Below are 24,108 nucleotides of genomic sequence, written 5' to 3' on the forward strand. Positions count from 1 at the left end.
GCACGGCGTAGCATCGCGCTGCGTCAATGGCCTCCAATCAGTGCAAACGCGCTGCTGCGCGCACGCCGTTCCCCCAAGCGCGGCAGGCCGGCGATAATGGGGCCTTTCCTCGGACCGGCGCTCATGACCCAAAAGACCATCCTCAACGACACCCATCGTGCGCTCGGCGCCAAGATGGTCGACTTCGGCGGTTGGGATATGCCGATCCATTACGGCTCGCAGTTGGACGAGCACCACCAGGTGCGCCGCGACGCCGGCATGTTTGACGTCAGCCACATGACCGTGGTCGACCTGCACGGCGCGCGCGTGCGCGAATTCCTGCGCTACCTGCTCGCCAACTCTGTGGACAAGCTCAAGGTCTCCGGCAAGGCGCTGTACACCTGCATGCTCAATCCGCAGGGTGGGGTGATCGACGACCTCATCGTCTATTACATGAGCGAAGACTTCTTCCGGTTGGTGGTCAACGCCGCCACCCGCGAAAAGGACTTGCAGTGGATCGGCGAGCAGGCCGCACGCTTCGACGTGCGCGTGGAAGAGCGCAGCGACTTCGCGATGATTGCCGTGCAAGGCCCCAACGCACGCGCCAAGGTCATCGACCTGCTGGATCCGGCCGACACCGCAGCGGCGAGCAAGCTCGGCCGTTTCTCAGCGCTGCAGACACATTCGCGTGATGGCATCGACTTATTTCTTGCGCGCACCGGCTACACCGGCGAAGACGGTTTCGAAATCGTCTTGCCGCAGGACGCCGCCGTTGCGTTCTGGAATGCATTGCTCACGCAAGGCGTCAAGCCGGCAGGTCTGGGCGCACGTGACACCTTGCGTCTTGAAGCGGGCATGAATCTTTACGGCCAGGACATGGACGATGCAGTTACCCCGTACGAGGCTGCGCTGGCCTGGACGATTGCCCTGGACGAAGGTCGCGATTTCATCGGCCGCAGCGTGCTCGAATCACAAAAGGCGCAGGGCGCACCGCGTCAGCTGATCGGTGTGGTGATGGACGAGAAGGGCGTGCTGCGGCATGGACAGACCGTGCTCACCGCCAGCGGCGAAGGCGAGATTCTCTCGGGCACGTTCTCGCCGACGCTCGGCAAGGCGATCGCCTTCGCGCGCGTGCCGGCCGGCAGCATCGAGCAGCTGCAGGTGGACATCCGTGGCAAGCAGGTGCCGTTGCGCGCGGTGAAGTTTCCGTTCGTGCGCGATGGCCAGGCGCAGCCCGGCGTCCTGGGCGACTGAATCGTGCGGCGCGTGCATTCCGTGCACGCTGCTGCTTGTGCTTCCGCATCACCACCACACCGCCGCGTGCACCTGTCTTGTCGCGCGGTCTAAACTAGCCGCCTGTCCCCAACCCTTATCCTTCCCGGAGCACACCCATGAGCGAGATCCCTGGCGACCTCAAGTTCCTCAAATCCCACGAGTGGGCCCGCGTCGAAAGCAGCGGCCGCGTGACCGTTGGTATTTCCGACCATGCGCAGGGCTTGCTGGGTGACCTGGTTTACGTCGAACTGCCGGGCGTCGGCGACACCGTGCAGGTCGGCAACGGCGCTGCGGTGGTGGAATCGGTCAAGGCTGCCTCCGACGTCTACAGTCCGGTCAGCGGCACCGTCGTCGAGGTCAACAGTGCGTTGAGCGACAAGCCGGAAACCATCAACGAAGATGCCTATGGCGAGGGTTGGATCTTCGTCGTCGAGATCGACGACAAGGAACAGCTCAACGACCTGCTGGACCCGGACGCCTATGCCGAGCTGCTCGAAGACGACGATCACTGATCAGGTTTCGCTGCTGCCAACATCCGATGGCCGCTCTCAGAGCGGCCATTTTTTTTGGCGCGCTGTCGCTCTCGATGCACGACCTCGGTGCGGTCATGCCACGCGCGCCGGACGTGGGGTCTGAGATAGAGGCGTGTCGTTTGGTCTGTCGACGGCGATGCCGCTGGTCGCACGTCGATACGGCGCGCGTGTTGGCGGCAACGATCGAACCTGCATCCAGTGCTCATTACCTGCATGCGCCGGATTTCTGACGTGAGTCGTTCGTGAGGGTCTGGCGTGCACTCGGTGAAAAATTTTCCGATGAGTTGCCCGTCGCGTTCCTTCGACGATGGATGCGATGCATGCCGTAGTCGATGCGCGCGGACGCATGCATGGCGATCGAAGCGCGCAATAAGTTTGCGCATTTCTGCTCATGCGACCTCGGAAGTGCAGCCGTGGGAAAAAAAATTTTCAGCTGGCGGACAGGCGGCAAGCAGTGCCTCCGCACCGGTTTCGCTAGCGTGCCATTGAAGCGCTCAAGCGGTTGCGAAGGCGCACTGCTAAAAAAAAACAGCGGAAAAGAAGTGCTTTTTTGAAAACGCTGTTGGGCGAATATGCTTTTTGGTCAGGCCTGTACGCCGGCGCACACGGTCTTTCGCTGCCCTGGATGCGGCACGCGGCGATGCCTGGCAAAAAAAAAATGCGAAAGAGTGTTGACAGTAAAAAAAAGCGTGATTAGGTTTCGCCCAGCAGACATTGCTGCTGAAGAGAGTGAGCAGAATCGACATCGCGCCGACAAGCTTGTTCCGGATGTCCACCGAAACGATAACCACGGTGGAGTCGGGCCCGCTTCTCTCCAAGAAAGCAGCTGTCGTTCCGACTACGCACCCGTGTCGCCGCTCGATGCGGGTGTTTCTGTATCCGTTCCGTCGCGCATTACCTGCGGACGGTTCCCGACGACGGCATGCCGTTGTGGGGTTTGGTTCAACTGGGCGTTACAACTCCATAGTTCACTGACGAGGAGCCAATTACATGGCCACTGCAAAAGCTGCGAAAAAGAAACCCACCGCCAAAAAGGCTGTGAAAAAGACTGCCGCCAAGAAGGCCGTCAAGAAGGTCGCCAAAAAGGCAACCGCTAAGAAGGCAGTGAAGAAGACTGCTGCCAAGAAGGCCGTCAAGAAGACTGCAAAGAAGGCAACCGCCAAGAAGGCAGTGAAGAAGACTGCGAAGAAGGCAACCAAGAAAACTGCCGCCAAGAAGGCAGTGAAGAAGACTGCAAAGAAGGCGACCAAGAAGACTGCCGCTAAGAAGGCAGTGAAGAAGACCGCCAAGAAAGCCGTCAAGAAGACCGCCAAAAAGGCAGTAGCGAAGAAGGCGACCAAGAAGTCCGCTACCAAGAAAACCGCTGCCAAGAAGCCTGCAGTGAAGAAGGTCGCCAAGAAGAAGCCGGCCGCTCGCAAGAAGAAGGCCGCTCCGGTCGCGCTGCCCGCAACCCCGGCACCGCTGATCTGATCTTGTAATACCCGATCGCCGTAAACATCGAGCTCTCTCCCCGACGCCCAGCGGGGAGGGAGCTTTTTTATGTGCCTGGCACTGGCGTGGTCAGTGCGGCGCGTGGCTAGGTCGGTGTAGCCTGCGGCTGGCCCAACGCCTGCGGCCCGGAACGCAGCCTGGACATCGGCGTGGTGCGGGCACTGTGGATGACCCCGAAGAACTGCGCGTCTCGAACGAGCGTGGAGTGTTGCTCGCCGGCAGGCGGCGCAGGTTTCATCATCGAAGCGACGTGGCTCATTCCAGGTTCTCCGCACTGTTTTCCAAGTTCTCGGCACTGTGCCGCCAATGGCATGCCGGCCGGCGGCGTGGATGCTGCCGCGAAATTGTTTGACTCTTCCGACCAAGCTCAGGCCACTGCACCAGTGCCTTGGCACGACGGCAAGAGGCGATAAGAAGGGACGACGCAAAGCGCCGCTGCGCGCTACGCGATGCAGGTTCGACTGAATTGAAAAAGTGTCGGCAAGGCATCGGGTCGGAGGGTAGAGACCGTGCTGCGGATCAAGCAGCGAGACCCAGCGCTGACGACTAGAGTCTCTTCCTCAGCCTGTCGAACCGGTTTGCTCAGCTGCACAGCTGCTGGCAACGGGCTATTTACGGCAGCCAAAGACCCGAGCGTATTGATCGTCCACAGCATTGCTCTACCGCGCTCAAGGGGCACGCCTTCCGTAAGCCGACCGATGTGCATCGGATACGCAGAAACAACAAAGGCGGCCGAAGCCGCCTTTGTCTACACCCACCGACATGAGGTCAGTGCAGTACGTTTACTCAGCGCGGCGAGGCCACCGATTTGCCGGAGGACGCGCCCTTGCCAGCCGGGTCGGGCTTCTCTGCCAGCATGTTCTCGCTGCCGAAGTCACTGTCCACATCGATGTCCAACCAACGCTTCGCCGGCAGGCCCAGTGCGCGGTCCAGGATGGTCGGCAGCATGCCCGAGGGCAGGCCGCTTTCGCCGTTCCACAGGATCGCAATACCTAGGTCGCGCTCCGGCAGCAACGCGACCAGGCCGCGATAACCCTGCACCGCACCGGCATGGAACACCACTTGATGGCCGGCGTAATCAAACACGTGCCAGCCCAAGGCGTAGCTGGCAGCGTCTACACGCTCATGGCGCCAACCGGAGCGCATTTCGCCCGGCGTGGAAATCAACGGCGCGTGCAGCGTTGCCAGCAGCGGCGCAGGCAGTACGTCGGTGCGATGACCGGTGTGCGCGAGCAGCCACTGCGCCATGTCACTGGCGCTGGCGTTGACGCCCGCAGCCGGGGCAAGGCGGTAGTAGGTCGGCTTGGGCGTCAGCGACACCCAGCCATTGCGGCTGCGCACGTGCGGGCGGGCCCAGTGCGGACTGGCCTGGATACCGGCCAGACCCATACTGGCATCGTTCATGCCCAGCGGCTTGAAGATGCGGCGCTCTACCGATTGCTCGTAGAAGCTGCCCGATGCGGCGAACACCACATCGCCGACCAGGCTGAAGGCAACGTTCTGATACGCGTAGCAATCGCCCGGTGCGCAGCGCAGCGGTGCAGCCGCCAGCTTGTGGCTGAGCGAGTAGTAGTCAACGTTGGATTCGATATCGCGGTCGTAGGCATTGCGGGTGAGGCCGGCGCGATGGCTGAGCACTTCGGCAACCGTGAGCTGACGGGTCGCCACGTTGTCGCTGAGCTGGAAGCCCGGCACGTAGTCGACCACCTTGCTGTCCCAGCGCAGCACGCCATCGTTGACCAGCAGGCCGGCCATGGTGCCGGCGAAGGCTTTGGACAACGAGGCCAGACGAAATACGGTGTGGCCATCGACCGGCTGCGGATGATTGACGTCGGTGACGCCATAGCCGCGCGCGCTGAGCACCTTGCCGCCCTGCACGATGGCCATGGCCATCCCGGGCACGCGGTTGCCGTAGGTCAACTGTTCTGCCATCGACTCGAATGCCGCCACGTCGAAGCCGGCGGCAGGTGCCAACACCTGGTTGGCCGGCAGCGAGGTGCGATAGGGCAACGGTGCGGTGGGCGACTGCGCCGCAGTGGCCGCCTGCAACGCAGCGGCGGTGGGCGCGGGTGTCTGCGCGGTGGAGGAGAGGGCCAGGGGCAATAACGCCCCGAACAGCCCGATAGCCAACGGTCGGAACCGTCGGCGCGTGCGCATTTCTGTCATGGTTGTCCCGCCTGTTCCGCTGCCTCCGGCGATTCTAGCGCCGCGCTTTGCAATAGCACAAACTGCCGGAAGATGAATGGGCATCGTATTGATCCTATTGATGATTTTAGATTCAGAAATCGAATATTCCGGTGCCGCCGAAGCGTCGCTACGCGCTGGTCCACTAGCCTGCTGCAAGCAGCGTGCCGGTGCGGAGGTCACCTGGCACGCAGCGTGCTGCGCCTGTGCGCTGGTGGCGCCGCCTCGCATCGGCTAACTTGCGCGCTTCTTTCGCGGGTGCTGCCGCTGCCATGTCCTTGCCGTCGGGCCCGCTTGTGCGGGCGGCCGTTACACGATGACTAATTCCTCGACGCCGCAATCTGCGGCTGGCCGTTTGAGCGCCGCGCTGCGAAGCTCGCCGCCTTTGGCGTGGTCGTTTCTCTACTTTTTCTGCCTGCTCAGTGGCTACTACGTGTTGCGCCCGGTGCGCGAAGCGATGGGTGCCTCGGCCGATGTGGAGACGCTGTTTCCCACTGACATGATCGCGTTCTTCGCCGCGCGCGGCATGCCGCTCAAGGACTTCACCCTGCAGGTGCTGTTTACCTGCACCTTTCTGATCATGGTGCTGCTGCAGCCGGTCTACGGCGCGCTGGTCAGCCGCTATCCGCGGCGGGTGTTCCTGCCGATGGTGTACGGCTTTTTCATCGCGACCTTGCTGCTGTTCTACGTGTTGTTCGACAGTGGCGTGCCAGGCCGCGGCATGGCGTTCTTCTTGTGGGTGACGGTCTTCAACCTGTTTGCGGTGGCGGTGTTCTGGAGCTTCATGGCCGATGTCTTCAGCAATGCCGAAGCGCGTAGCTATTACGGTTATATCGGTGCGGCCGGCACCCTGGGCGCGTTTGTCGGACCAATTCTCACCCGCACACTGGTGGAGCGCATCGGCATTGCGCATCTGATGTTGGTGTCGGCCGGGTTTTTAACCGTGTGCGTGGCGTGCGTGTTGCGTTTGCGGCTGTGGGCGGTTGCGCGCGAACAGGAGCGCCAGCTGAGCTCCGGCGAAGTGCCGATGGGCGGCGACGTGCTCGGTGGTCTCCACACTCATCGTGCGTGAGCCGCTGCTGCGCTGGCTGGCCTTCATGGTGTTGTTCGGCGTGGGCGTTGGTACCTTGCTCTATAACGAGCAGGCAGCGCTGGTGCGGCGGCTTTACACAGACGCAGCGGCGGCCACCGCGTATTACTCCAGCATCGATCTGGCGATCAACGCACTGGCGCTGGTGCTGCAATTGCTAGTGACGCGCGCGCTGCTATCGCGCTTCGGCATCGCGCCGGCGTTGTTGATCCCAGGTGTGGCGATCATGCTGGGCTATGCGGTGCTGGCGGCGTCGCCATTGCCGATGATGATTGCGATCGTGCAGGTGATTACGCGCTCCAGCGAGTTCGCACTGGCCAAGCCCGCACGCGAGACGCTGTACACGCGGGTGGATCGCGAGTGGCGCTACAAGGCCGGCGCGGCGATCGACACGGTGGTCTATCGAGGTGGCGATCTCACCTTTGTCTGGGTGCACAAGCTGGTGTCTGCGTTCGGTTCCAGTGCGGTGTTCGGTGTCGGGCTGCTCGTGGCGACCGGCATGACGGTTGGCGCGTTCGGCCTGCTACGCGAAGCACGCAAGCTACCTGCAGAGCGCGATGTGGGCACGGACAAACGCGTTGCCGATTGAATGCGGCAGCAGCAGAACGTGGCGATTGGTTGTCGGGTGAGCCGTTGGCGTGTACTTCGGAACGGAACTGCAGCAACAACCTGCCGGATGCATTGCACGGGAGATGCGTCGCGTGCGGAGCACCAGGCGGCAGGGGCTGAGCACTGAGGGCATGCCGAGGCACGGCGTTACGGCCTGGCATCGGTCAGGCACATGGATTGCTTCTCACGCCAGCAGCGATGAAGCGAATGTTCCTGCGCCATAGTCCAGGCGTGCCGAACAGCACGAGCGCAATCGCGGCTATGCTGGTGCCACTCTTTGCCAAGGCGCTCTGCCATGCCCCTGTTCGCCATCATTGCCGGCCTGTGCGTCGCACTGCTGCACGTCTACATCCTCGTATTGGAAATGGTGTTGTGGACACACCCGCTGGGCTTGAAGACCTTCCGCAATAGCCTAGAGAAGGCGCAGGCCACCCGCGTGCTGGCAGCCAACCAGGGGCTCTACAACGGCTTCCTGGCCGCTGGCCTGTTCTGGGGTGCACTGGCCGCGCGCGCCGACGTGCTGAGCTTCTTCCTGGGCTGTGTGGTGGTGGCAGGTTGCTATGGCGCTTACAGCGTCAACCGCCGCATCTTCTTCGTGCAGGCGCTGCCGGCATTGATTGCCCTGGCGCTGGTGTGGCTGCCGCGCTGACCTACCCGCGGCAGGATGTTCGCTGCGCGTAGGAGCGGGCATGCCCGCGATGAAGCGTCACTCTTAGCCCATCGCAAGCTAGCGAGTCTCAGCGGACGGCGTGCGCAGGGCAGCCACGCGTTGTGCCGATGCGTACTCGCCTGACAAGGGGCGAAGGTGGGCCACGTAGCCAGGGTGTTTCTTCCTGCCGCGACCACAACCGCTTCAATCGCCTGCGTGCGATCACGGCGGGTCGGGCCACCGGTTATCCGCTAGGGAATGCCATCGCCTGTGCGCTGCAGGCGGCGCAGGACATTGTGAATGCTGCCGGTAGTTGCGCCAGCATCAACACCCGTCCCCACAAACAACGACGGCGAGCCGAAGCTCGCCGTCGTCCGCTGCTGTGAGCCTGGCGCAAGCCTTACGCGGCTTCGCGTGGCTGCTGTGCCTGCGGCTTGTCGTAGAAGCTGGCCGCACGCAACTCATGCGGATCGAAGTCGTCTACGGTAATGGTGTCCATCATGATCTCGCGCAGTTCTTCGAGCAGCTTGCGCTCTTCCATGCTGATCACGCCTTCGGCCACGGCTTCGTCCAGCTGCGCCGGGAACTCCAGTGCTTCGATGCCCTTGGTCTTGAGTGCCTTGAGGAACTTGCGCTCCACCGGCTCGGCCATCACTGCCTTGGTCAGGTAGCTGGCGATGCGGCCACCCGGATTGTTGGCGCACGGAGTCAGGAACACGCCCTGTGCCAAACGGTCGCGCGCTTCGTTCGGCGTCATCAACAGCGAAGCCACACGATGGCCCAGACGGTCGCCAGGCGCTTCGGCACGACGGCCCAGCGGGAAGATCAGCACCCACATCAACCAGCCGACCGGACGGATCGGGAAGTTGCGCAGCGCGGCCGACAGTGCGGTTTCGATCTTGTGCACGCTGTCGTGGAAGGCCCAGGCCAGCAACGGTTGATCGCTCGCCGGCGCCCCCTCGTCGTGGTAACGCTTGAGGATGGCGCTGGTCAGGTAGATATGGCTCAGCACATCGCCCAGGCGACCGGACAGGGACTCCTTGAACTTCAGCTTGCCGCCCAGCATCAGCATCGACACGTCGGCCATCAACGCCAGGTTGGCCGAATAACGATCCAGCTTGCGGAAGAAGCGGCGGGTGTACGCATCACCCGGCGCCGCACCGATGCGCGCACCGGTCAGGCCGAACCAGAACGAGCGCACAGCGTTGGAAATACCGAAGCGGATGTGACCAAACAGATTGTGGTCGAACGCTTCCAGACCACGACGGATATCGGGATCCTGCGCGGCCTGCATTTCCTTCAACACCCACGGATGGCACAGGATGGCGCCCTGGCCGAAGATCAGCAGACTGCGGGTCATGATGTTGGCGCCTTCCACAGTCACGCCGATCGGCGCGGCCTGCCAGGCGCGGCCGGCAAAGTTGCGCGGCCCCAGGATGATGCCCTTGCCGCCGATCACGTCCATCATGTCGCTCACGACTTCGCGGCCCATCGTGGTGCAATGGTACTTGGCGATCGCCGACGGCACCGACGGCACGTCGCCGCGATCCACCGCCGCGGCGGTGGCCTGCGACAACGCACTGATGGCATAGGCCTTGCCGCCGATACGGGCCAGTGCTTCTTCCACGCCCTCGAAACGGCCGACCGACAGGCCGAATTGCTTGCGAATACGCGCGTACGCACCGGTGACCACCGCAGCGGCCTTGCTGCCGCCGCTGGCGGTGGAGGGCAGGGTGATCGAGCGGCCAACAGCCAGACACTCGTTGAGCATGTTCCAGCCCTTGCCAACCATCTCCACGCCACCGATCAGCTGGCTCAGCGGGATGAACACCTCTTCGCCATGAATTGGGCCATTCTGGAACGGCGAATTCAGCGGGAAGTGGCGCCGGCCGATTTCCACGCCGGGGGTTTCGCGCGGCAGCAGCGCCAGGGTGATGCCGATGTCCTTTTTGTCGCCGATCAGACCGTCCGGATCGTAGGCGCGGAACGCCAGGCCGATCAGCGAAGCGACCGGTGCCAGGGTGATGTAGCGCTTGTCGAAGGTTAGCTTGACGCCCAACACGTTGGCGCCATTCCACTCGCCCTTGCAGACGATACCGTAGTCCGGAATCGAGGTGGCATCGGAGCCGGCGAACGGACCGGTCAGGCCGAAACACGGCACTTCCGCACCGACCGCCAGGCGTGGCAGGTAATAGTCTTTCTGCTCGGGGGTGCCGTAGTGCAGCAGCAGCTCACCGGGGCCGAGCGAGTTGGGCACGCCGACGGTGGAGCTGACCACGCTGGAGATCGAGGACAGCTTCTGGATCACCTTGTGGTGCGCCAGCGCGCTGAAACCAAGCCCGCCGTACTGCTTGGGAATGATCATGCCGAAGAACTTGTTCTTCTTGATGAAGTCCCAGAGCTCCGGCGGCAGGTCGGCGTGGACATGGGTAATTTCCCAGTCGTTGATCATCTTGCATAGCTCTTCCACCGGGCCATCCAGGAAGGCCTGCTCTTCGGCGGTGAGTTCCGGCTTGGGATAGTTCAGTAGCTTCTGCCAATCCGGATCGCCGGTGAACAGCTCGCCTTCGAAACCGACCGAGCCGGTTTCCAGGGCGATGCGCTCGGTCTGCGACAGCGGCGGCAGCACCTTGCGGAAGAAGCCCATCAGCGGCGTGGTCAGCAGCGGCTTGCGCAGGAACGGCAGCAGCACAGGTGCGGAGACCAGCACCACCAGTGCGGCGGCCACGATGGTGGCGGTGAGATTGGCACCCAGCAGCCAGCACGCCACCAGCACACAGGCGCTGATCGCAACCCACGTGGCAAGGCGCATCCGGTGATAGGCAGCGATACCCGCCGCCAGGATGACGAGGAGGAACGGTGCAATGATGCTCATGGTCTTGCTCCAGTGACATGCTCGGTAGTGTTGGACGCTGCGATGGTGCAAGCCGCCGGCAGTGCGTCCAGATAATGCAACACGGTGGCGGTAAATGTGGTGTTGTCGTCGCCTGCCAGCATGTGCGTGGCATCGGGCAGATGCACATGCTGCGCATGCGGCGCGATGGAGAGGAATTCGGCGATGTTGGCTGGCGTCACCAGATCGCTGCGTCCGCCGCTGATGAGCAACATCGGGCAACGCACCTGTGCTGCCGCATCCAGCAACGCACGCTGCTGTAGCTGGGCGTCCTGGCCGGCTAGCTCGTCGACCAAACGTGGATCCCAGTGCCAGGACCAACGCCCATCGGCGCGCTGCCGCAGCAATGCCTGCAATTGCCTTGCCGTTTTGCGCGGGCGGTGCGGCAGATATGCAGCGATCGCATCTGCGGCTGCATCCAGCGATGCGAAGCCGTCCGGATGCGCGGTCATGAAGCGCAGGATGCGCTCTACACCGGTGGTGTCCCAGCGAGGCGTGATGTCGACCAGCACGATGGCGCGGAACAGTCCCGGCCAGCGCGCTTCCGCCAGTAACCCGAACAACCCCCCCATCGACGCGGCAACCAGCACCGGTGGCTCGGGCTGCTCGCCGGCCAGCACGATCAGATCGTCGGTGAATTGCGTTGCCGAGTAGGGCAGGTCCGCAGCATTGACGCTCGAGTCGCCATGCCCGCGCGCGTCGTATGACAGGGTGCGGTAGCCCTTTTCAGCCAGCGTCGTGGCAGTGGCTTCCCAGGCATGTCGGGTCTGTCCGAAGCCATGCGCGAACAATACCGACGGCGCGTGTTCGGCCCCCCGCATCGACACGGCAAGCACAGCATCACCAGTGTTGACGCTGGACACTGACGCAATGGGGGCGAGGCTAGCGAGTGAAATGACCATACTTAATGGTATGGTCGCATGCCGGGGGTTGTCAATACTCAGTCGTATGGACGGTTAAGCCATTGAATCGTGGCGCTTGTATGTCAATTACGTGATGCATACTGCAACTGACTCAAGCGTATGGTTAAATCGCGCTATGAACGACACCATCGACTCCTCCAGCCTCACCACGCCCCGCGCCAGCTCTGGTCGCGGCAACCGCCTTAGCGCGGACGATTGGGCACAGGCCGCGCTCGACCTGATTGCCGAACAAGGCGTGGGCGCGGTTGCAGTCGAGCCGCTGGCACGCCGGCTCGGCGTCACAAAAGGTAGCTTTTACTGGCACTTCCCCTCGCGCGACGCGCTGCTGCAGGCCGCCCTTGAGCGCTGGGAAATCTTCGAGCAAAAAGAAGTGTTCGGCAGTCTGGAAGACGTTCCCGACCCCAGCGCACGCTTACGCGCGTTGTTCCAGCTGGTTGCCCACGAAGTCAAACCGCACGTCATCTACAGCGAACTGCTCAAGGCACTCGACCACCCCGCCGTACGCCCGGTCATCGACCGCGTCTCGCAACGCCGCCTCGATTACCTCATCGCCTCCTTCCGTCAGGCCGGCCTCTCTCGCACCGACGCCCAACACCGCGCCCGCCTGGCGTACGCCGCCTACGTCGGCTTTTTGCAGCTTTCACTGCAATTGCAACAGCCCAAGCAGGCCCGCGAAGATTTCGAAGCCTATGTTGAGCATGTGATTCAGACGTTGATTCCGGGGTGAGTAATTCGGCATGCGTAGCAGCGCCCACGAGATGTCTTTAAGAGAGGGGGAACTAACGAAAAGGCCACGATTCTTTCGAATCGCGGCCTTTTTGATTACTGCTTTTTTCTAAATCGCTTATCAGAACTTCTGGGTATAGCGCATGTAATAAAAGCGACCCGGAACTTCGTACTGCGGATCGAAGCTATTAGCAAAAGCCGTAGCAGATTGCGGCGGATCCCGATCGAACGCGTTGTTGACGCCGACCGTCACACGCGCATTCCACGGCGCCTTCCAGTACGCACTGATATCGGTATAGGTGACGCTTGGGATGTGGTTGCGAGGTGCTGCACCTGCACTGGTGACGCGATTCGGATCCGAGCAGAGCAGGCCAATGTTGACCGGGTTGCTGACGTTGGCGCCGGTGCAGTTCTCGACCTGAGAGCTATAGTAACGCATCGCAACGGAGCTGCCGATGTCGCCCAGCTCCCAGTTGGCCATCAGGTTGGAGCGGATGCGCCAGTTATTATCCTGAGCCGAGCCGCCTCTATACAAGCCAACGCGCGTTTCAGGATCCTGAAGCGGCTTCTCAACCACGAACTTGCTGAGGTAAGTGGAATCCCAAACGAAGCTGAAGTTGCCCCAGGCCGTATCGGGCAGGCGATAACCAATAGTAAGGTCGTAGCCTTCTGCTTCAATCCTGGCGATGTTGTTCGGTACTGCCAGCAGGTTCGAAATTTCGCCGGTGGCTTCACGCTGGATGAGGGAGCAGGAGTTCGCCACGCCAGCCAAGTAGCAGCTGTTGAGCGTTTCTTGCACGGTCTGAGTGTCGATCGCATCTTCGATCTGAATGTTCCACCAATCGAGCGAAACATCTAGGCCGGTCACCCAGCCCGGGCTGAAAACAAAGCCCAACGTCTTGGAGGTGGACGTTTCAGGCTTCAAACGCTGGTTTCCACCCGTCGCGGTACGGACCTGCGGGTTCGCTTGCGCATAGGCCGGCACCGAACCGCAAGAGCCAGGACGTGAAGTATTCACTGCGCCAGTATCGTACGAGCCTGCGCAAGGATCGCGAACGTCCTCGAACGTATCGCTGACGCCCTGGAACAATTCGCTGATCGAGGGGGCACGGAAGCCTTGCGACCAGTTACCGCGGATCATCAAGTCAGTGATCGGCTTCCAGCGGAAACCGAACTTGCTGTTGGTGGTGTCGCCGAAGTTGCTGTAGTCCGAATAACGGGTAGCCAAGCTGAAGTCCAGCAGCTGAGCGCCCGGCAGATCGGCGAGAAGCGGCACGGCCAATTCCAGATAGGCTTCGTCAAGCTTGTAACCACCACTGGTGGCGGTGCGCGCGTTGCCGGTCGTATCGCCGGAATTGATCAGTGCATCCGGATCGTCGAAACCGGATTCTTCGCGGTGCTCGACACCCAACGAGAAAGCGAACGCGCCTCCCTGCATATCGAAGAGTTCGCCGCCGACGTTGCCGTAGTAAGTCTTTTGTTCATAGCCATAAAGGTCATGGGCATTGAAACCGGCGTAACCCAGCATTTCCGGAGTGAGCGAACCCGGCCCGTGGAGCATGTCCATCGGAACGCAGCCATCGATGGTGCTTGCTGCGGTGCCGCAGCGCGCCGTACCGGAAGCGTCGACGAACGAAGGGCCGAGGGCGTTACGCAGCGCCGAAATGTTGAACAGGCCAGTGGTGCGCTCGGTCTGGTCGTTCTTGCCGTAAAACATGCCTGCTTCCCAACTGAAGAAGCGCTGGCCAACTTCAAAGTCACCTTCGAATGCACCGTTGAAGCCGAACGTTTTCACGTTTTGGGTAAAAATACGGCCGCCGGTTTCCTCAGCGCGATACTGGATATAGTCGATGTCGCGGCCGGTGTTGTTGTAAATGTTTGCGGCTGAAATGACGATGTCAGCACCGTTGGTGCCGGGCGCCGAACGACCGAGGACGATCGGCATCGGTGCAAGCACCTGCGTCGATTCGCGTTCGTTATAAGTGACAGTCGTCTTGAAACGGACATTGTCGGTGATCGACAGGCCAGCATCAGCGAATACCGACTTGCGCTCCTGCGGCGTCACCAAGTAGTTCGCGGGTGCGAAGTTATAGCTATCGGCCGCGGTGTAGCTACGTGATGTGGTGCCACCATCGGTGGTGATCGAGAAGCCGGGCGTGCTATTGAAGCGGGTTGCGCCGAACGTCGGTGCGCCGGTAGTGGGGTCCGGACCAGTCGATCCGAAAATGCCAAAACGTCCACCTGGAATGGTCGTGCTGTTGCCGGTACGGGGAACAGCGCCGAAAACCGGGACGGAGGAAATCTCGCGATTGCCTGCCCAGACCGCCTCTTCCTTGACGTAGCCCACGCCCAGGGTGGCGTGCCAGCGGTCGCCGGTCGAGCCAATCGTGAAGTCGTAGGATTCGCGGCTACCATCACCCTTATCGTACTGACCAAAGTAAGCGTTCGCCTCCGCGCCATCGAAGTTCTGGCGCAGGATGATGTTGACAACGCCGGCGATCGCATCCGAACCATAGATGGTCGAGGCGCCGTCTTTCAGGACTTCGATGCGCTCGACAGCAGCAGTCGGAATCGTGTTGAGGTCGACCGCACCACCTAGGCCAGTGCCACCAACCCAGCGGCGACCATTGACCAGCACCAGGGTGCGGTTGGAGCCAAGGTTACGCAGGTTGACGCGAGTTTCGCCGTTGCCGCCATTGTTGACGTTAGTGTTTAGCGCGGAACCATTGGTTGCGATGTTCTGGATCACATCGCCGATCGAGGTCAAACCCTGCGACTCGATCTGCTGACGGCTCATGCTGAAAACCGGCTGCGATGTTTCGACGTCAGCGCGCTTGATGCGCGAACCCGTCACCTCGATCTTGTCGAGGTTGGTTGCACCGGTTTCCTGGGCGATGGCGGTACCGGGACCGCCCACGCTCACGACAAGCGCGAGGACAACTGCATCGCGCAGCTTGTTGGACTTGCAATTCATTAGCTCTCTCTCCAAGTGATCTTGGGTACTGCCAAGGGTTGTTTGCCTGGCGGGGGTTCCGAAAGAAGCGGATCCAAAACGTCAGGGTGAACCGATGGTATATGCGTTGCGACAGAAATTAAAGTCCCGTTAATGAAAAAGAAGAGAGTTGTGAAGGCAGTGGTCGAGCGGACGATCTACAACGAAAAACGCCACCGGCTGCAAGCCGGTGGCGTTTGGAGAAATTAATGGAATCAGTGACTTACAGGTCTTGCTCGTATCTGACATACGGCACGGTCCCGTCGCTGTTGCTCTCGTTGCTTGGTGCGAACGGGTTCTTGCCGCGGGAGATGACGTTCTCGGCACCGACGGTGAGCTGGCCGCTCCAGGGGGTGCGCCAGGTCAGGCCCAGGCCGAGGCCTTCCCATTTTTCGGGCTGACCGGGCACATCGACGACGCGGCCAATGACGTTGGCGCTGAAGGCGCCGTAGCCGCCACCCACGCTAAGTGTCTTGGTGTCCCACTGGTCTGCGATCGCGGGTGAGACGTCGGCCAACGGTACCAGTCGTGCCCGGGCGTAGGTGCCACCGATCGAGACGAAGCCTTCGCGGCCAATGTTTTTCTGGCCGAAAACGGTTAGATCGTTCTGCTCGACGCGGGTCAGTGGGGCCTTGCCGGCGCCAATGAGCCAGGCCGGCAGGGTGTCGCGACCGGTAGCGGCGGTGACGCCAACGCGAGCGCCGCCGCGATTGAAACCCAGCGTGCCGGAGACGCGGCGCGATGCGGCGGCGCTGTCTTCTTCATCATCGCCAATGCCTGCAAGCAGGCAATGGCTGGCCAGTCCATTGATATTGGTGCCGCGGCTGCTGTTGCAGATCAGGCCCAGCGAGTCGCCTGAGGTCAGGCCGAACGCTGCATCCAGCGAATTACGGCCAAAGTGCCAGCGGGCACCGGCCTTCTGCTCGCCAGTAGGCTCTAGGTACAGAAAGGCTTCGACCTTGCCGCTGCCCTTGTTCCACACCGGCAGGATGGTGCTCTCGCGGAACTGTTGCGAAGGTGCCGACTGCGCGTGCACGCCTGTGGCTGCCGCGAGGGCAACCATCAAAGCTAGCGGGAGGCGCAGTAGGTGTCGCATACCAGAGGTCAGACCCAGCGGCAGTTGTTAAGTTCCCGAGAACGGGCAGGTAGGATGCTAGGGCTTTTATGATTATTTAACAAGTGGTTGTGTCCCCCCAAACGCAACCGCCATCGTTATCTATTGCAACCTTTCCGGCGCTTCCTGCAGCGGCTGCGCTGCGCTGAAAAGTACGTCCAGTGCGGTCAACGGAAAGTGATACTCACGGCCGCAGAATTCGCAACGCACCTCGACTTCGCCTGTCGCCTCGGCGGCCGCGCGTGCCTCTTCTTCGCCCAGCGATTGCAGCATCGAGGCGACCCGTTCGCGCGAGCAGGAGCAGCCGAAACTGAGCGGCTTGCTGCCGAGCAACTGCGGCTCTTCTTCGTGGAACAGGCGGTGGAGCAGGTCTTGGCCGGCCACCGAGAGCAGCTCCGGTGCGCCCAAGGTGTCGAACAAGGCGCCGATTCGGGTCCAGCCGTCGTTATCACCTTCATCGCCGGGGAGCTTCTGCAACAACAGACCGGCGGCCTGATCCGGTCCTGCAGCCAGCAACAGGCGCGTCGGTAGCTGTTCGGACTGCTGGAAATAGGTTTCGAAGGCTTCGGCCAGGTCCGGTGCCTGCATGCCGACAAGACTCTGGTAGCGCTGCGGCTCACGCGGGTCCAGGCCGGGGTTTTCGATGGTGATTGCCAACAGGGCGGCTTCGCCCAGCTCGCGCAAATCAGTCGGCGCATCGACGCCGTCAGCCAGCTGCACGATGCCGCGTAAGGTGCCGGCGGCGGTGCATTCGGCAAACAGGGTGCGCAAGGTGTCGTTGCCGCGTAACTGCACCGAAAGGCGTCCGTCGACCTTGGTGTGGCCGGTGAACAGGGCAGCGGCCACAGCCGCTTCGCCAAGCAATTGGCGCGCGGCAGGCGGGTACTCAGCGGCTCCCTGGATGTCGTGCCAGGCCTTGGTCAGGCGCACGTGGACGCCGCGCACGCCGGCGGCGGGCAGCAGGAAACGGGAAAGCTGATCGTGATCGGTCATGGAAACATCGGACGTAAGTGACGCGTGTTGCCGGATAATGCGGCAGGCATCGGGATTGAAGGTCGTAGCGAACAATGGGGACGGATGCATGGGATGACAAGCAAGCGGCGCCATCGCGGCCCAGGCGCTGGCTGCGCTGGGTCTTGGCGGCACCGCTGCTGTTTGCCGCGGCGAGTGTGCTGCAGGTGCTGGTCTTGCGGGTGGTCGATCCACCGATCAGCAGCATGATGGTGGGACGTTATCTGGAAGCCTGGGGTGAGGGCGATTGGAGTTTTTCGCTGCATCAGCAGTGGCGTGATTACGACAAGATCGCCGCCAGCCTGCCAATTTCGGTGGTAGCTGCGGAGGATCAGCAATTCCCGATGCACCATGGGTTTGATCTGCAGGCGATCGAGAAAGCGCGCGATCACAATGCCCGCGGCGGGCGCGTGCGTGGCGCCAGCACCATCAGCCAGCAGGTCGCCAAGAATGTGTTCCTGTGGCAGGGCCGCAGTTGGGTGCGTAAGGGCCTGGAAGCTTGGTACACGGTGTTGATCGAGCTGTTCTGGCCCAAGCAACGTATCTTGGAGATATATCTCAACGTGGCCGAATTTGGCGACGGGGTGTACGGCGCGCAAGCGGCTGCCCAGCAGTTTTGGGGCAAGGATGCGGCAGGCTTGTCGCCGACCGAATCGGCGCGCCTGGCGGCGGTGTTGCCATCGCCACGGCGTTACGACGCGCGCCGTCCCGGTGCATTCGTGCAGCGGCGTACCGCGTGGATCCAGCGGCAGGCGCTCCAGTTGGGCGGCCCTGCGTATCTACAGGCACCATAAGGGTGAGCACTATCGATACTGTCCAACTGCCGGTCGCCCCTGAGCGCCTGACCGTGGTCATCGCGGCCTTCAACGAAGAAACCAGCATTCCCCTGCTGCATCCGCGCCTGTGCGCAGTATTGGCGCAATTGCATGGGTTGCAGACGCATGTGCTGTATGTTGACGACGGCAGCACCGACAGCACCTGGGACGTATTGCATGCGCTTACCGAAGCCGATGCCAACGTCAGTGCGGTGCGGCTATCGCGCAATTTCGGCAAGGAGTTGGCGATTTCTGCGGGGCTGGATCATGTGCTGCCGGGTGCGGTGGTACTGCTGGATGCCGATGGCCAGGATCCGCCGGAATTGATACCGGAATTCGTTGCGCTGTGGCGCAGCGGCTACGACAACATCTTCGGCACGCGGGTGTTTCGCGAGGGCGAGAGTTGGCTCAAGCGTAGCGCCGCGCATGCGTTCTACCGGGTGATCCGGCGCTTGTCGCGCACCCCGATTCCTGCCGATACCGGCGATTTTCGCTTGCTGTCGCCGCGTGTGGTGGCTGCTTTGCAACAGCTGCGCGAGCGCCACCGTTTCATGAAGGGGTTGTTCGGCTGGGTCGGATTTCGTCAGGTGGCGCTGCCGTATCGGCGTGCGCCGCGTTTGTCCGGAAACAGCAAGTTCACCGTATGGAGGCTGTGGAATTTCGCACTCGACGGCATCACTAGTTTTTCGACGGTGCCGCTGCGGGCGGCCACGTATCTGGGCTTGCTCACTGCGTTGTGTGCGTTCCTGTTCGGCGGCTGGGTCGTCATCAAGGCCGCGCTGGTGGGCGACCCGGTGGCGGGTTGGCCGACCATGATGTCGGTCATCTTATTTCTGGGTGGCATCCAGCTGATTGCCTTGGGGCTGATTGGCGAATACCTGGGCCGCTTGTACGACGAGGCCAAGCAGCGCCCGCTGTATGTGGTTGATACCCACCGCGGTGCGGTGGGGGTAGGCCGGGGTGATCAGACCAAGCGCGGAGCGGGCCATGCAGACCGTACGACAGCTTTTGGGGGCTAACAGGTTGAGGTGTTCGCGGTTGCGGCCGATGCCGCGGTGATCGAGGCGATCCGCCTGATGGCCGAAAAGGCCATCGGCGCGGTGTTGGTGATGGATGGGCCGCGCCTGCTCGGCATCGTTTCTGAACGCGACTACGCGCGCAAAGTGGTGCTGCGTGATCGCGCATCTTCGACCACCAGCGTCGCCGGGATCATGAGCGCCGAGGTGGTGACGGTGTCGCCGTCGGACACGGTGGAGCGCTGCATGCAACTGATGAGCGACGGACGCTTCCGGCATCTGCCGGTGGTCGAAAACAGCCGCGTGCAAGGTCTGATTTCGATCGGCGACCTGGTCAAGGCAGTGATCGAAGCGCAGCCGCAGGATATCGACCAACTGCAGCGTTATATCGCCAGTCGATGCTGCAGCGCGTTACTGCGCGTACTTGCCGCCGCAATCGCTGTCCTTGCCGGGGCCTGGTTCAAAGGTCGCAAGCAGGGCAGCCGGTGGGGCGATGCTGCCCAGTGCAACCGCAATCGCGCCGCGCATGCCCAGTGCCTTGAAGTCGGGGCGGAAGCTGGGGTCTTTGAAGGTGCCGCCGATCCGCAGCGGCGAGCGCAGGCTCAGGATGCTGCGGTCTTTCGGGCGCGGGCGTAGCAGCAGATCGAGGGTTTCATTCTTGAGGCTGATATTGCCTTCGCCGACGATGATGGTGTCGGTGCTGTCGAAGGCCAGCGCACGCGATTGCATCAGCCCGTCTTGCACGCCGAAGTCGCCGAAGATGCAGCGCACCGGGATCTGCCGGTCTTTGGTGATCAGGTATTTCAACGATTCCGCGATGTCCAGGCCGGCCAGTTCAATGATCAGATTGCCGACATGTCCGCGGCCCATGCCGACCCCGATGCTGCCATCGGCGCTGCCAAGCATGGCTGCAATCGAGTTGCCGCGGCCGCGCAGATCCAACTCACCGCCGATCGCGCCAGAGGCCTGTTTGGCGAGCGTGGCGTCAGGAAATAGCTGATCCAGACGAATGCCGCGGATGCCGGCTTTCAGCTGGGTGGTGATCACGGCGTTGCGCGCATCCATGTGGATGGTGGAGCGGATATCGCCGCCAGCGACGCCGAAGTTCAAGGGATCCAGCTGCAGCACGCCATCCTTCAACGTCAGCGCGGCGTCCATGTCGTCCAATGGCCATGACGGCGCGTTGATGCGCTGCGCGCGCCAACGCACCTGCGCGTCCATTGCACGCAATTTGGACAAGTCGTACGGCGTGGTCGGCAGAACGCGCGCGCTGGCGGCAAGTTGCGCGGCCTGCTTTTTCTGCTCGGCATTCGCCGATTCATTGGCTCCGGTCTTGGGCGGCGCACCGACGAAGCCGGCCAGATCGTCGAAATCCAGCCGTTTGGAGGCCAGGTCCGCACGCAGGATGGGGCGCTTGTTACGTAGGTCGATTTCTGCAGTGCCAGAAAGATCGCTATCGCCGGCAGTGCCGGTGAACTTCTCGTAGCGCCAGACATCGCCATCGCGGCGCAAGCGGCCGTCCAGCTTGTAGGGTGGCGTGGATGGCATCGCGACGCCGATCAGCGGATACAGTTCTTCCATATCCTGGCCGCTGAGCGCCATCTGCAGGTCGAATACACGGAACTGGAACGGATTGGTCAACGTGCCGCGCACATGCGTTCGCGTAGCGCCGGCGCTGCCGCGAAGATCAATGCGGAAAGGGTGTTCGCTTTGGCTCAATTCCAACGGTGACGCAGTATTGCCCTTGAGCGAGAACGGGTAGCCCTTCCAGCGGCCTTTGCCGTCGATGCCGATCGGGGCGGCGCGTTGGTCGCTGCTGGGCGGTGCCAGGCTGTTAATGACGACATCCACATCCGAGCGGCTGGCGTCGTCGATATATTGCAGGCGCCCGTTGTTCACCAATAGGCGACCCAGGGGCGGCATGCTGCCGTCGCTATCGGACTGGTCGAAGACCCAGTTGCCCGGGTGACTGTCGTTGCCGGCTTCCAGCAACAGCGTGGGGTGTTCCAGCCGGATTTCCGGCAACTGCAGCTTGCCGCGCAGCAGCGGCCAGAGTTCGACATCGATCTCGGCCGCGTTCAACTCGGCCATCGCGCCGCGCTTGGACCACGATGCATTGCCCAGGCTCAATCGCTCGCCGCGTACCGTGATGGTGCGGCCCAGATCGACATCCAGATGACCGAGATGAAATTCGCGCCCGGTCTTCGCACTGACCGCACGTTCGACCGGCCCGCGCAACCAGTTCCAGTCGAACAGCAACATGAAGATCGCCACCAGCACGGCAACAATGCCGATCCCGATCCACCAGCGTCGACGGCGCGATGCGTGCGAGGGCGAAGCAGCAGCGGAGGCGGGCGCGTTTTTCACGTGCGCAATGGTTGGCGATGGCTCGTGCACGGCGCGCGAACGCGCCGAAGGTCACCGATCACATCACCTGCGCAATCACCGCAACGAAGTGGCAAGCGCTACCGGCAAGCACGAACAAGTGCCAGATCGCATGGAAGTAACGCTGGTTGTCGCGTTGATAGAAATACGTGCCCAGCGTGTAGAAGAGCCCGCCGGCCAGCAGCCAACACAGCGACCAGCTGTCGACCGAGCGCAGCAACGGCTCGACCGCCACGATGATCATCCAGCCCATGGCCAGATACAGCACCGTCGATAGCAATCGGAAGCGGCCGGTGAAAAACAGTTTGAAGATCACCCCGGCGGCGGCGATCGTCCAGATGGCAGCGAACAATCCCCAGCCCCATGGGCCGCGTAGATTGATCAACGTAAACGGGGTGTAGGTGCCGGCGATCAACAGATAGATCGCGCAATGATCCAGCACCTGCAGGCGCGCCTTGGCGCCCGGATGCGGAATGGCATGAAACAGCGTGGAGGCGACGTAGAGCAACACCAGCGTGGCACTGAATACGATGGCGGTGGCCAATTTCCAGCCATCGCCATAGATGGCGGCCAGCGTAATCAGCACCGAACCACCGGCCAATGCGGCAATGGCACCCAGGCCGTGGGTCACGGCGCTGGCAATTTCGTCGCGCAGGTCGGTCGACTGGGAGGCGTCTGCGTTCATGCCAAAAAGGTACCGTAATTGCGAGCAATTCGCATCGCCGGCGGTGGCGCACGCTTGCCGACGGTTACGCGCAGGTCAATCGATTGCCTTGGCATGCGCATGTTCGCGAGTGGCCGAGAAACGCACCTCCGGCGCGCGTTCCTGGGCCAGCTGCAAGTTGACCCGGGTCGGTGCTAGATAGACCAGTTGGCCAGCCGCATCGATGCCCAGGTTGCCGGCATTTTTCTCGCGGAATTCTTCCAGCTTCTTGGCGTTGTCGCAGTGCACCCAGCGTGCGGTGGTGACGCTCACCGGCTCGAAGATCGCATCCACGCCGTATTCGTCCTTGAGCCGGTACGCCACCACGTCGAACTGCAGTACGCCAACCGCGCCCAAGATCAGATCGTTGCTCATCAGCGGGCGGAAGAACTGGGTGGCGCCTTCTTCGGACAGCTGCGCCAGGCCCTTCTGCAATTGTTTGAGCTTGAGTGGGTCGCGCAGACGCGCGCGGCGGAACAGCTCCGGTGCGAAGTTGGGAATGCCGGTGAACGACAGCGGTTCGCCCTCGGTGAAGGTGTCGCCGATGGAGATGGTGCCGTGGTTGTGGATGCCGATGACATCGCCCGGCCACGCCTCGGCGGCGATCTCGCGATCGGAGGCCATGAAGGTCAGCGCATTGGCGAGCTTGACGTCCTTGCCGCTGCGCACGTGCAGCGTTTTCATGCCGGCGGTGAACTTGCCGGAGCACACGCGCATGAACGCCACGCGGTCGCGATGCTGCGGGTCCATGTTGGCCTGAATCTTGAACACGAAGCCGCTCAGTTTGGCTTCGTTGGGCTCCACGCGACGGCCAGTGGTTTCGCGCGTTTGCGGCGGCGGTGCGTGTTCGATGAAGAAATCCAGCAGCGGCTGCACGCCGAAATTGTTGACGCCCGAACCGAAGAACACCGGGGTCTGCTGGCCGGCGCGATACGCATCCAGATCGAACGGATTGCTGGCGCCCTGCACCAGTTCCAGTTCGTCGCGCAGTTCGGCCAGCATCTGCTCGCCGATCTTTTCGACCAGGCCGGGCGCATCCAGCGACGGAAAGATGGTCGAATCCTGGCGAGTGAAATTGCGCCCCTGTTCGTACAGATGCACTTCGCCGGTGATCAGGTGCACTACGCCCTTGAGGCGCTGGCCCATGCCGATCGGCCAGGTGACCGGTGCGCACTGGATACCGAGCACGGTTTCCACTTCGTCCAGCAGATCGATCGGGTTCTTGCCCTCGCGGTCGAGCTTGTTGATGAAGGTCATGATGGGGGTGTCGCGCAGCCGGCAGACTTCCATCAACTTGATGGTGCGTTCTTCCACGCCCTTGGCTACGTCGATGACCATCAGCGCCGAGTCCACCGCGGTGAGCACGCGGTAGGTGTCCTCGCCGAAATCGGCGTGGCCGGGGGTGTCGAGCAGGTTGACGATCTTGCCCTCGTACGGGAACTGCATCACCGAGGAGGTCACCGAGATGCCGCGCTCTTTTTCCAACGCCATCCAGTCCGAGGTGGCATGGCGTGCGGCCTTGCGGCCCTTCACCGAGCCGGCCATCTGGATCGCGCCGCCGAACAGCAACAGCTTTTCAGTCAGCGTGGTCTTGCCGGCATCGGGGTGGGAAATGATGGCGAAGGTGCGGCGGCGCGCGGCTTCGTTGGAGACATCGGACATGGGCGGTGCGCGCCCGGTCGGACGCCTGCGGAAACTGAGGAAGCCGATGATTATAGCG

At 62.2% G+C, this 24,108-nt stretch carries 18 protein-coding genes and 1 pseudogene; 9 read left to right on the forward strand and 10 right to left on the reverse strand.

Going from position 1 to position 24,108, the window contains the following annotated elements; all coding sequences use genetic code 11:
* The first annotated feature begins 123 nt into the window (after positions 1–123).
* The 4 genes from gcvT (at position 124) to KWO_RS06710 (ending at position 3,257) form a co-directional block, all read left to right on the forward strand.
* Entirely contained in the window at positions 124–1,233 is a 1,110-nt protein-coding gene (gene gcvT, locus KWO_RS06695) for a glycine cleavage system aminomethyltransferase GcvT (RefSeq protein WP_017113317.1), read from the forward strand.
* Positions 1,234–1,370: 137 nt separating this feature from the next.
* Complete coding sequence (gene gcvH, locus KWO_RS06700) at positions 1,371–1,766, forward strand: glycine cleavage system protein GcvH (protein WP_010368686.1); 396 nt, start codon at positions 1,371–1,373, stop codon at positions 1,764–1,766.
* 371 nt (positions 1,767–2,137) lie between these two features.
* Positions 2,138–2,341, forward strand: coding sequence for a hypothetical protein (locus KWO_RS22480; RefSeq protein ID WP_155282148.1), 204 nt, complete (start codon positions 2,138–2,140; stop codon positions 2,339–2,341).
* 436 nt (positions 2,342–2,777) lie between these two features.
* Positions 2,778–3,257 carry a hypothetical protein gene (locus tag KWO_RS06710; RefSeq protein ID WP_010368688.1) on the forward strand — a complete coding sequence of 160 codons (480 nt, stop codon included), beginning with the start codon at positions 2,778–2,780 and terminating at the stop codon, positions 3,255–3,257.
* 106 nt (positions 3,258–3,363) lie between these two features.
* Here the strand turns inward: KWO_RS06710 and KWO_RS22485 are convergent, their stop codons facing one another.
* Together KWO_RS22485 and KWO_RS06715 are read right to left on the reverse strand one after the other, a co-directional pair.
* On the reverse strand, positions 3,364–3,537 hold the full coding sequence (locus KWO_RS22485; RefSeq protein WP_010375964.1) for a hypothetical protein: 174 nt from the start codon (positions 3,535–3,537) through the stop codon (positions 3,364–3,366).
* A gap of 527 nt (positions 3,538–4,064) precedes the next feature.
* On the reverse strand, positions 4,065–5,444 hold the full coding sequence (locus KWO_RS06715; RefSeq protein WP_033006580.1) for a serine hydrolase domain-containing protein: 1,380 nt from the start codon (positions 5,442–5,444) through the stop codon (positions 4,065–4,067).
* Between the two features lie 334 nt (positions 5,445–5,778).
* Here KWO_RS06715 and KWO_RS06725 point away from each other — a divergent pair.
* Positions 5,779–7,141, forward strand: a pseudogene (locus tag KWO_RS06725) (NTP/NDP exchange transporter).
* A gap of 315 nt (positions 7,142–7,456) precedes the next feature.
* The gene (locus KWO_RS06730) at positions 7,457–7,810 is read left to right on the forward strand and encodes a DUF1304 domain-containing protein (protein WP_010368701.1); all 354 of its coding nucleotides are present in this window, start codon (positions 7,457–7,459) and stop codon (positions 7,808–7,810) included.
* A gap of 400 nt (positions 7,811–8,210) precedes the next feature.
* On the opposite strand, the gene KWO_RS06740 is transcribed toward KWO_RS06730, so the two are convergent.
* A complete protein-coding gene (locus tag KWO_RS06740) occupies positions 8,211–10,685 on the reverse strand; it encodes an acyl-CoA dehydrogenase (RefSeq protein WP_017113320.1) in 2,475 nt (824 codons plus the stop codon).
* Positions 10,682–11,605 carry an alpha/beta fold hydrolase gene (locus tag KWO_RS06745; RefSeq protein ID WP_010368707.1) on the reverse strand — a complete coding sequence of 308 codons (924 nt, stop codon included), beginning with the start codon at positions 11,603–11,605 and terminating at the stop codon, positions 10,682–10,684. The genes KWO_RS06740 and KWO_RS06745 overlap by 4 nt, the downstream gene beginning before the upstream one ends.
* A 136-nt stretch (positions 11,606–11,741) precedes the next feature.
* On the opposite strand from KWO_RS06745, the gene KWO_RS06750 reads away from it, so the two are divergent.
* A complete protein-coding gene (locus KWO_RS06750; RefSeq protein WP_010368710.1) occupies positions 11,742–12,353 on the forward strand; it encodes a TetR/AcrR family transcriptional regulator in 612 nt (203 codons plus the stop codon).
* A gap of 120 nt (positions 12,354–12,473) precedes the next feature.
* Here KWO_RS06750 and KWO_RS06755 read toward each other — a convergent pair whose 3' ends face one another.
* From KWO_RS06755 to hslO, 3 genes are all read right to left on the reverse strand, one after another.
* A complete protein-coding gene (locus KWO_RS06755) occupies positions 12,474–15,326 on the reverse strand; it encodes a TonB-dependent receptor domain-containing protein (RefSeq protein WP_010375950.1) in 2,853 nt (950 codons plus the stop codon).
* Positions 15,327–15,567: 241 nt separating this feature from the next.
* On the reverse strand, positions 15,568–16,407 hold the full coding sequence (locus KWO_RS06760; RefSeq protein ID WP_010368714.1) for an XOO1806 family protein: 840 nt from the start codon (positions 16,405–16,407) through the stop codon (positions 15,568–15,570).
* A 153-nt stretch (positions 16,408–16,560) separates the two neighbouring features.
* On the reverse strand, positions 16,561–17,451 hold the full coding sequence (hslO, locus tag KWO_RS06765; RefSeq protein WP_010368716.1) for an Hsp33 family molecular chaperone HslO: 891 nt from the start codon (positions 17,449–17,451) through the stop codon (positions 16,561–16,563).
* A gap of 74 nt (positions 17,452–17,525) precedes the next feature.
* On the opposite strand from hslO, the gene mtgA reads away from it, so the two are divergent.
* The gene (gene mtgA, locus KWO_RS06770; protein WP_010368718.1) at positions 17,526–18,263 is read left to right on the forward strand and encodes a monofunctional biosynthetic peptidoglycan transglycosylase; all 738 of its coding nucleotides are present in this window, start codon (positions 17,526–17,528) and stop codon (positions 18,261–18,263) included.
* Positions 18,264–18,265: 2 nt separating this feature from the next.
* Positions 18,266–19,303, forward strand: coding sequence for a glycosyltransferase family 2 protein (locus tag KWO_RS06775; protein ID WP_010375946.1), 1,038 nt, complete (start codon positions 18,266–18,268; stop codon positions 19,301–19,303).
* Between the two features lie 408 nt (positions 19,304–19,711).
* Here KWO_RS06775 and KWO_RS06785 read toward each other — a convergent pair whose 3' ends face one another.
* The 3 genes from KWO_RS06785 to KWO_RS06795 form a co-directional block, all read right to left on the reverse strand.
* Complete coding sequence (locus KWO_RS06785) at positions 19,712–21,667, reverse strand: AsmA family protein (protein WP_010375944.1); 1,956 nt, start codon at positions 21,665–21,667, stop codon at positions 19,712–19,714.
* 58 nt (positions 21,668–21,725) lie between these two features.
* The gene (trhA, locus tag KWO_RS06790) at positions 21,726–22,370 is read right to left on the reverse strand and encodes a PAQR family membrane homeostasis protein TrhA (protein WP_017113324.1); all 645 of its coding nucleotides are present in this window, start codon (positions 22,368–22,370) and stop codon (positions 21,726–21,728) included.
* 75 nt (positions 22,371–22,445) lie between these two features.
* Positions 22,446–24,050: a peptide chain release factor 3 gene (locus tag KWO_RS06795; protein WP_010368731.1), complete on the reverse strand. Its 1,605-nt coding sequence runs from the start codon at positions 24,048–24,050 to the stop codon at positions 22,446–22,448.
* Positions 24,051–24,108: the final 58 nt, after the last annotated feature.

It is taken from the genome of Xanthomonas vasicola pv. musacearum NCPPB 4379 (assembly GCF_000277895.2).
Taxonomy (GTDB): domain Bacteria; phylum Pseudomonadota; class Gammaproteobacteria; order Xanthomonadales; family Xanthomonadaceae; genus Xanthomonas; species Xanthomonas vasicola.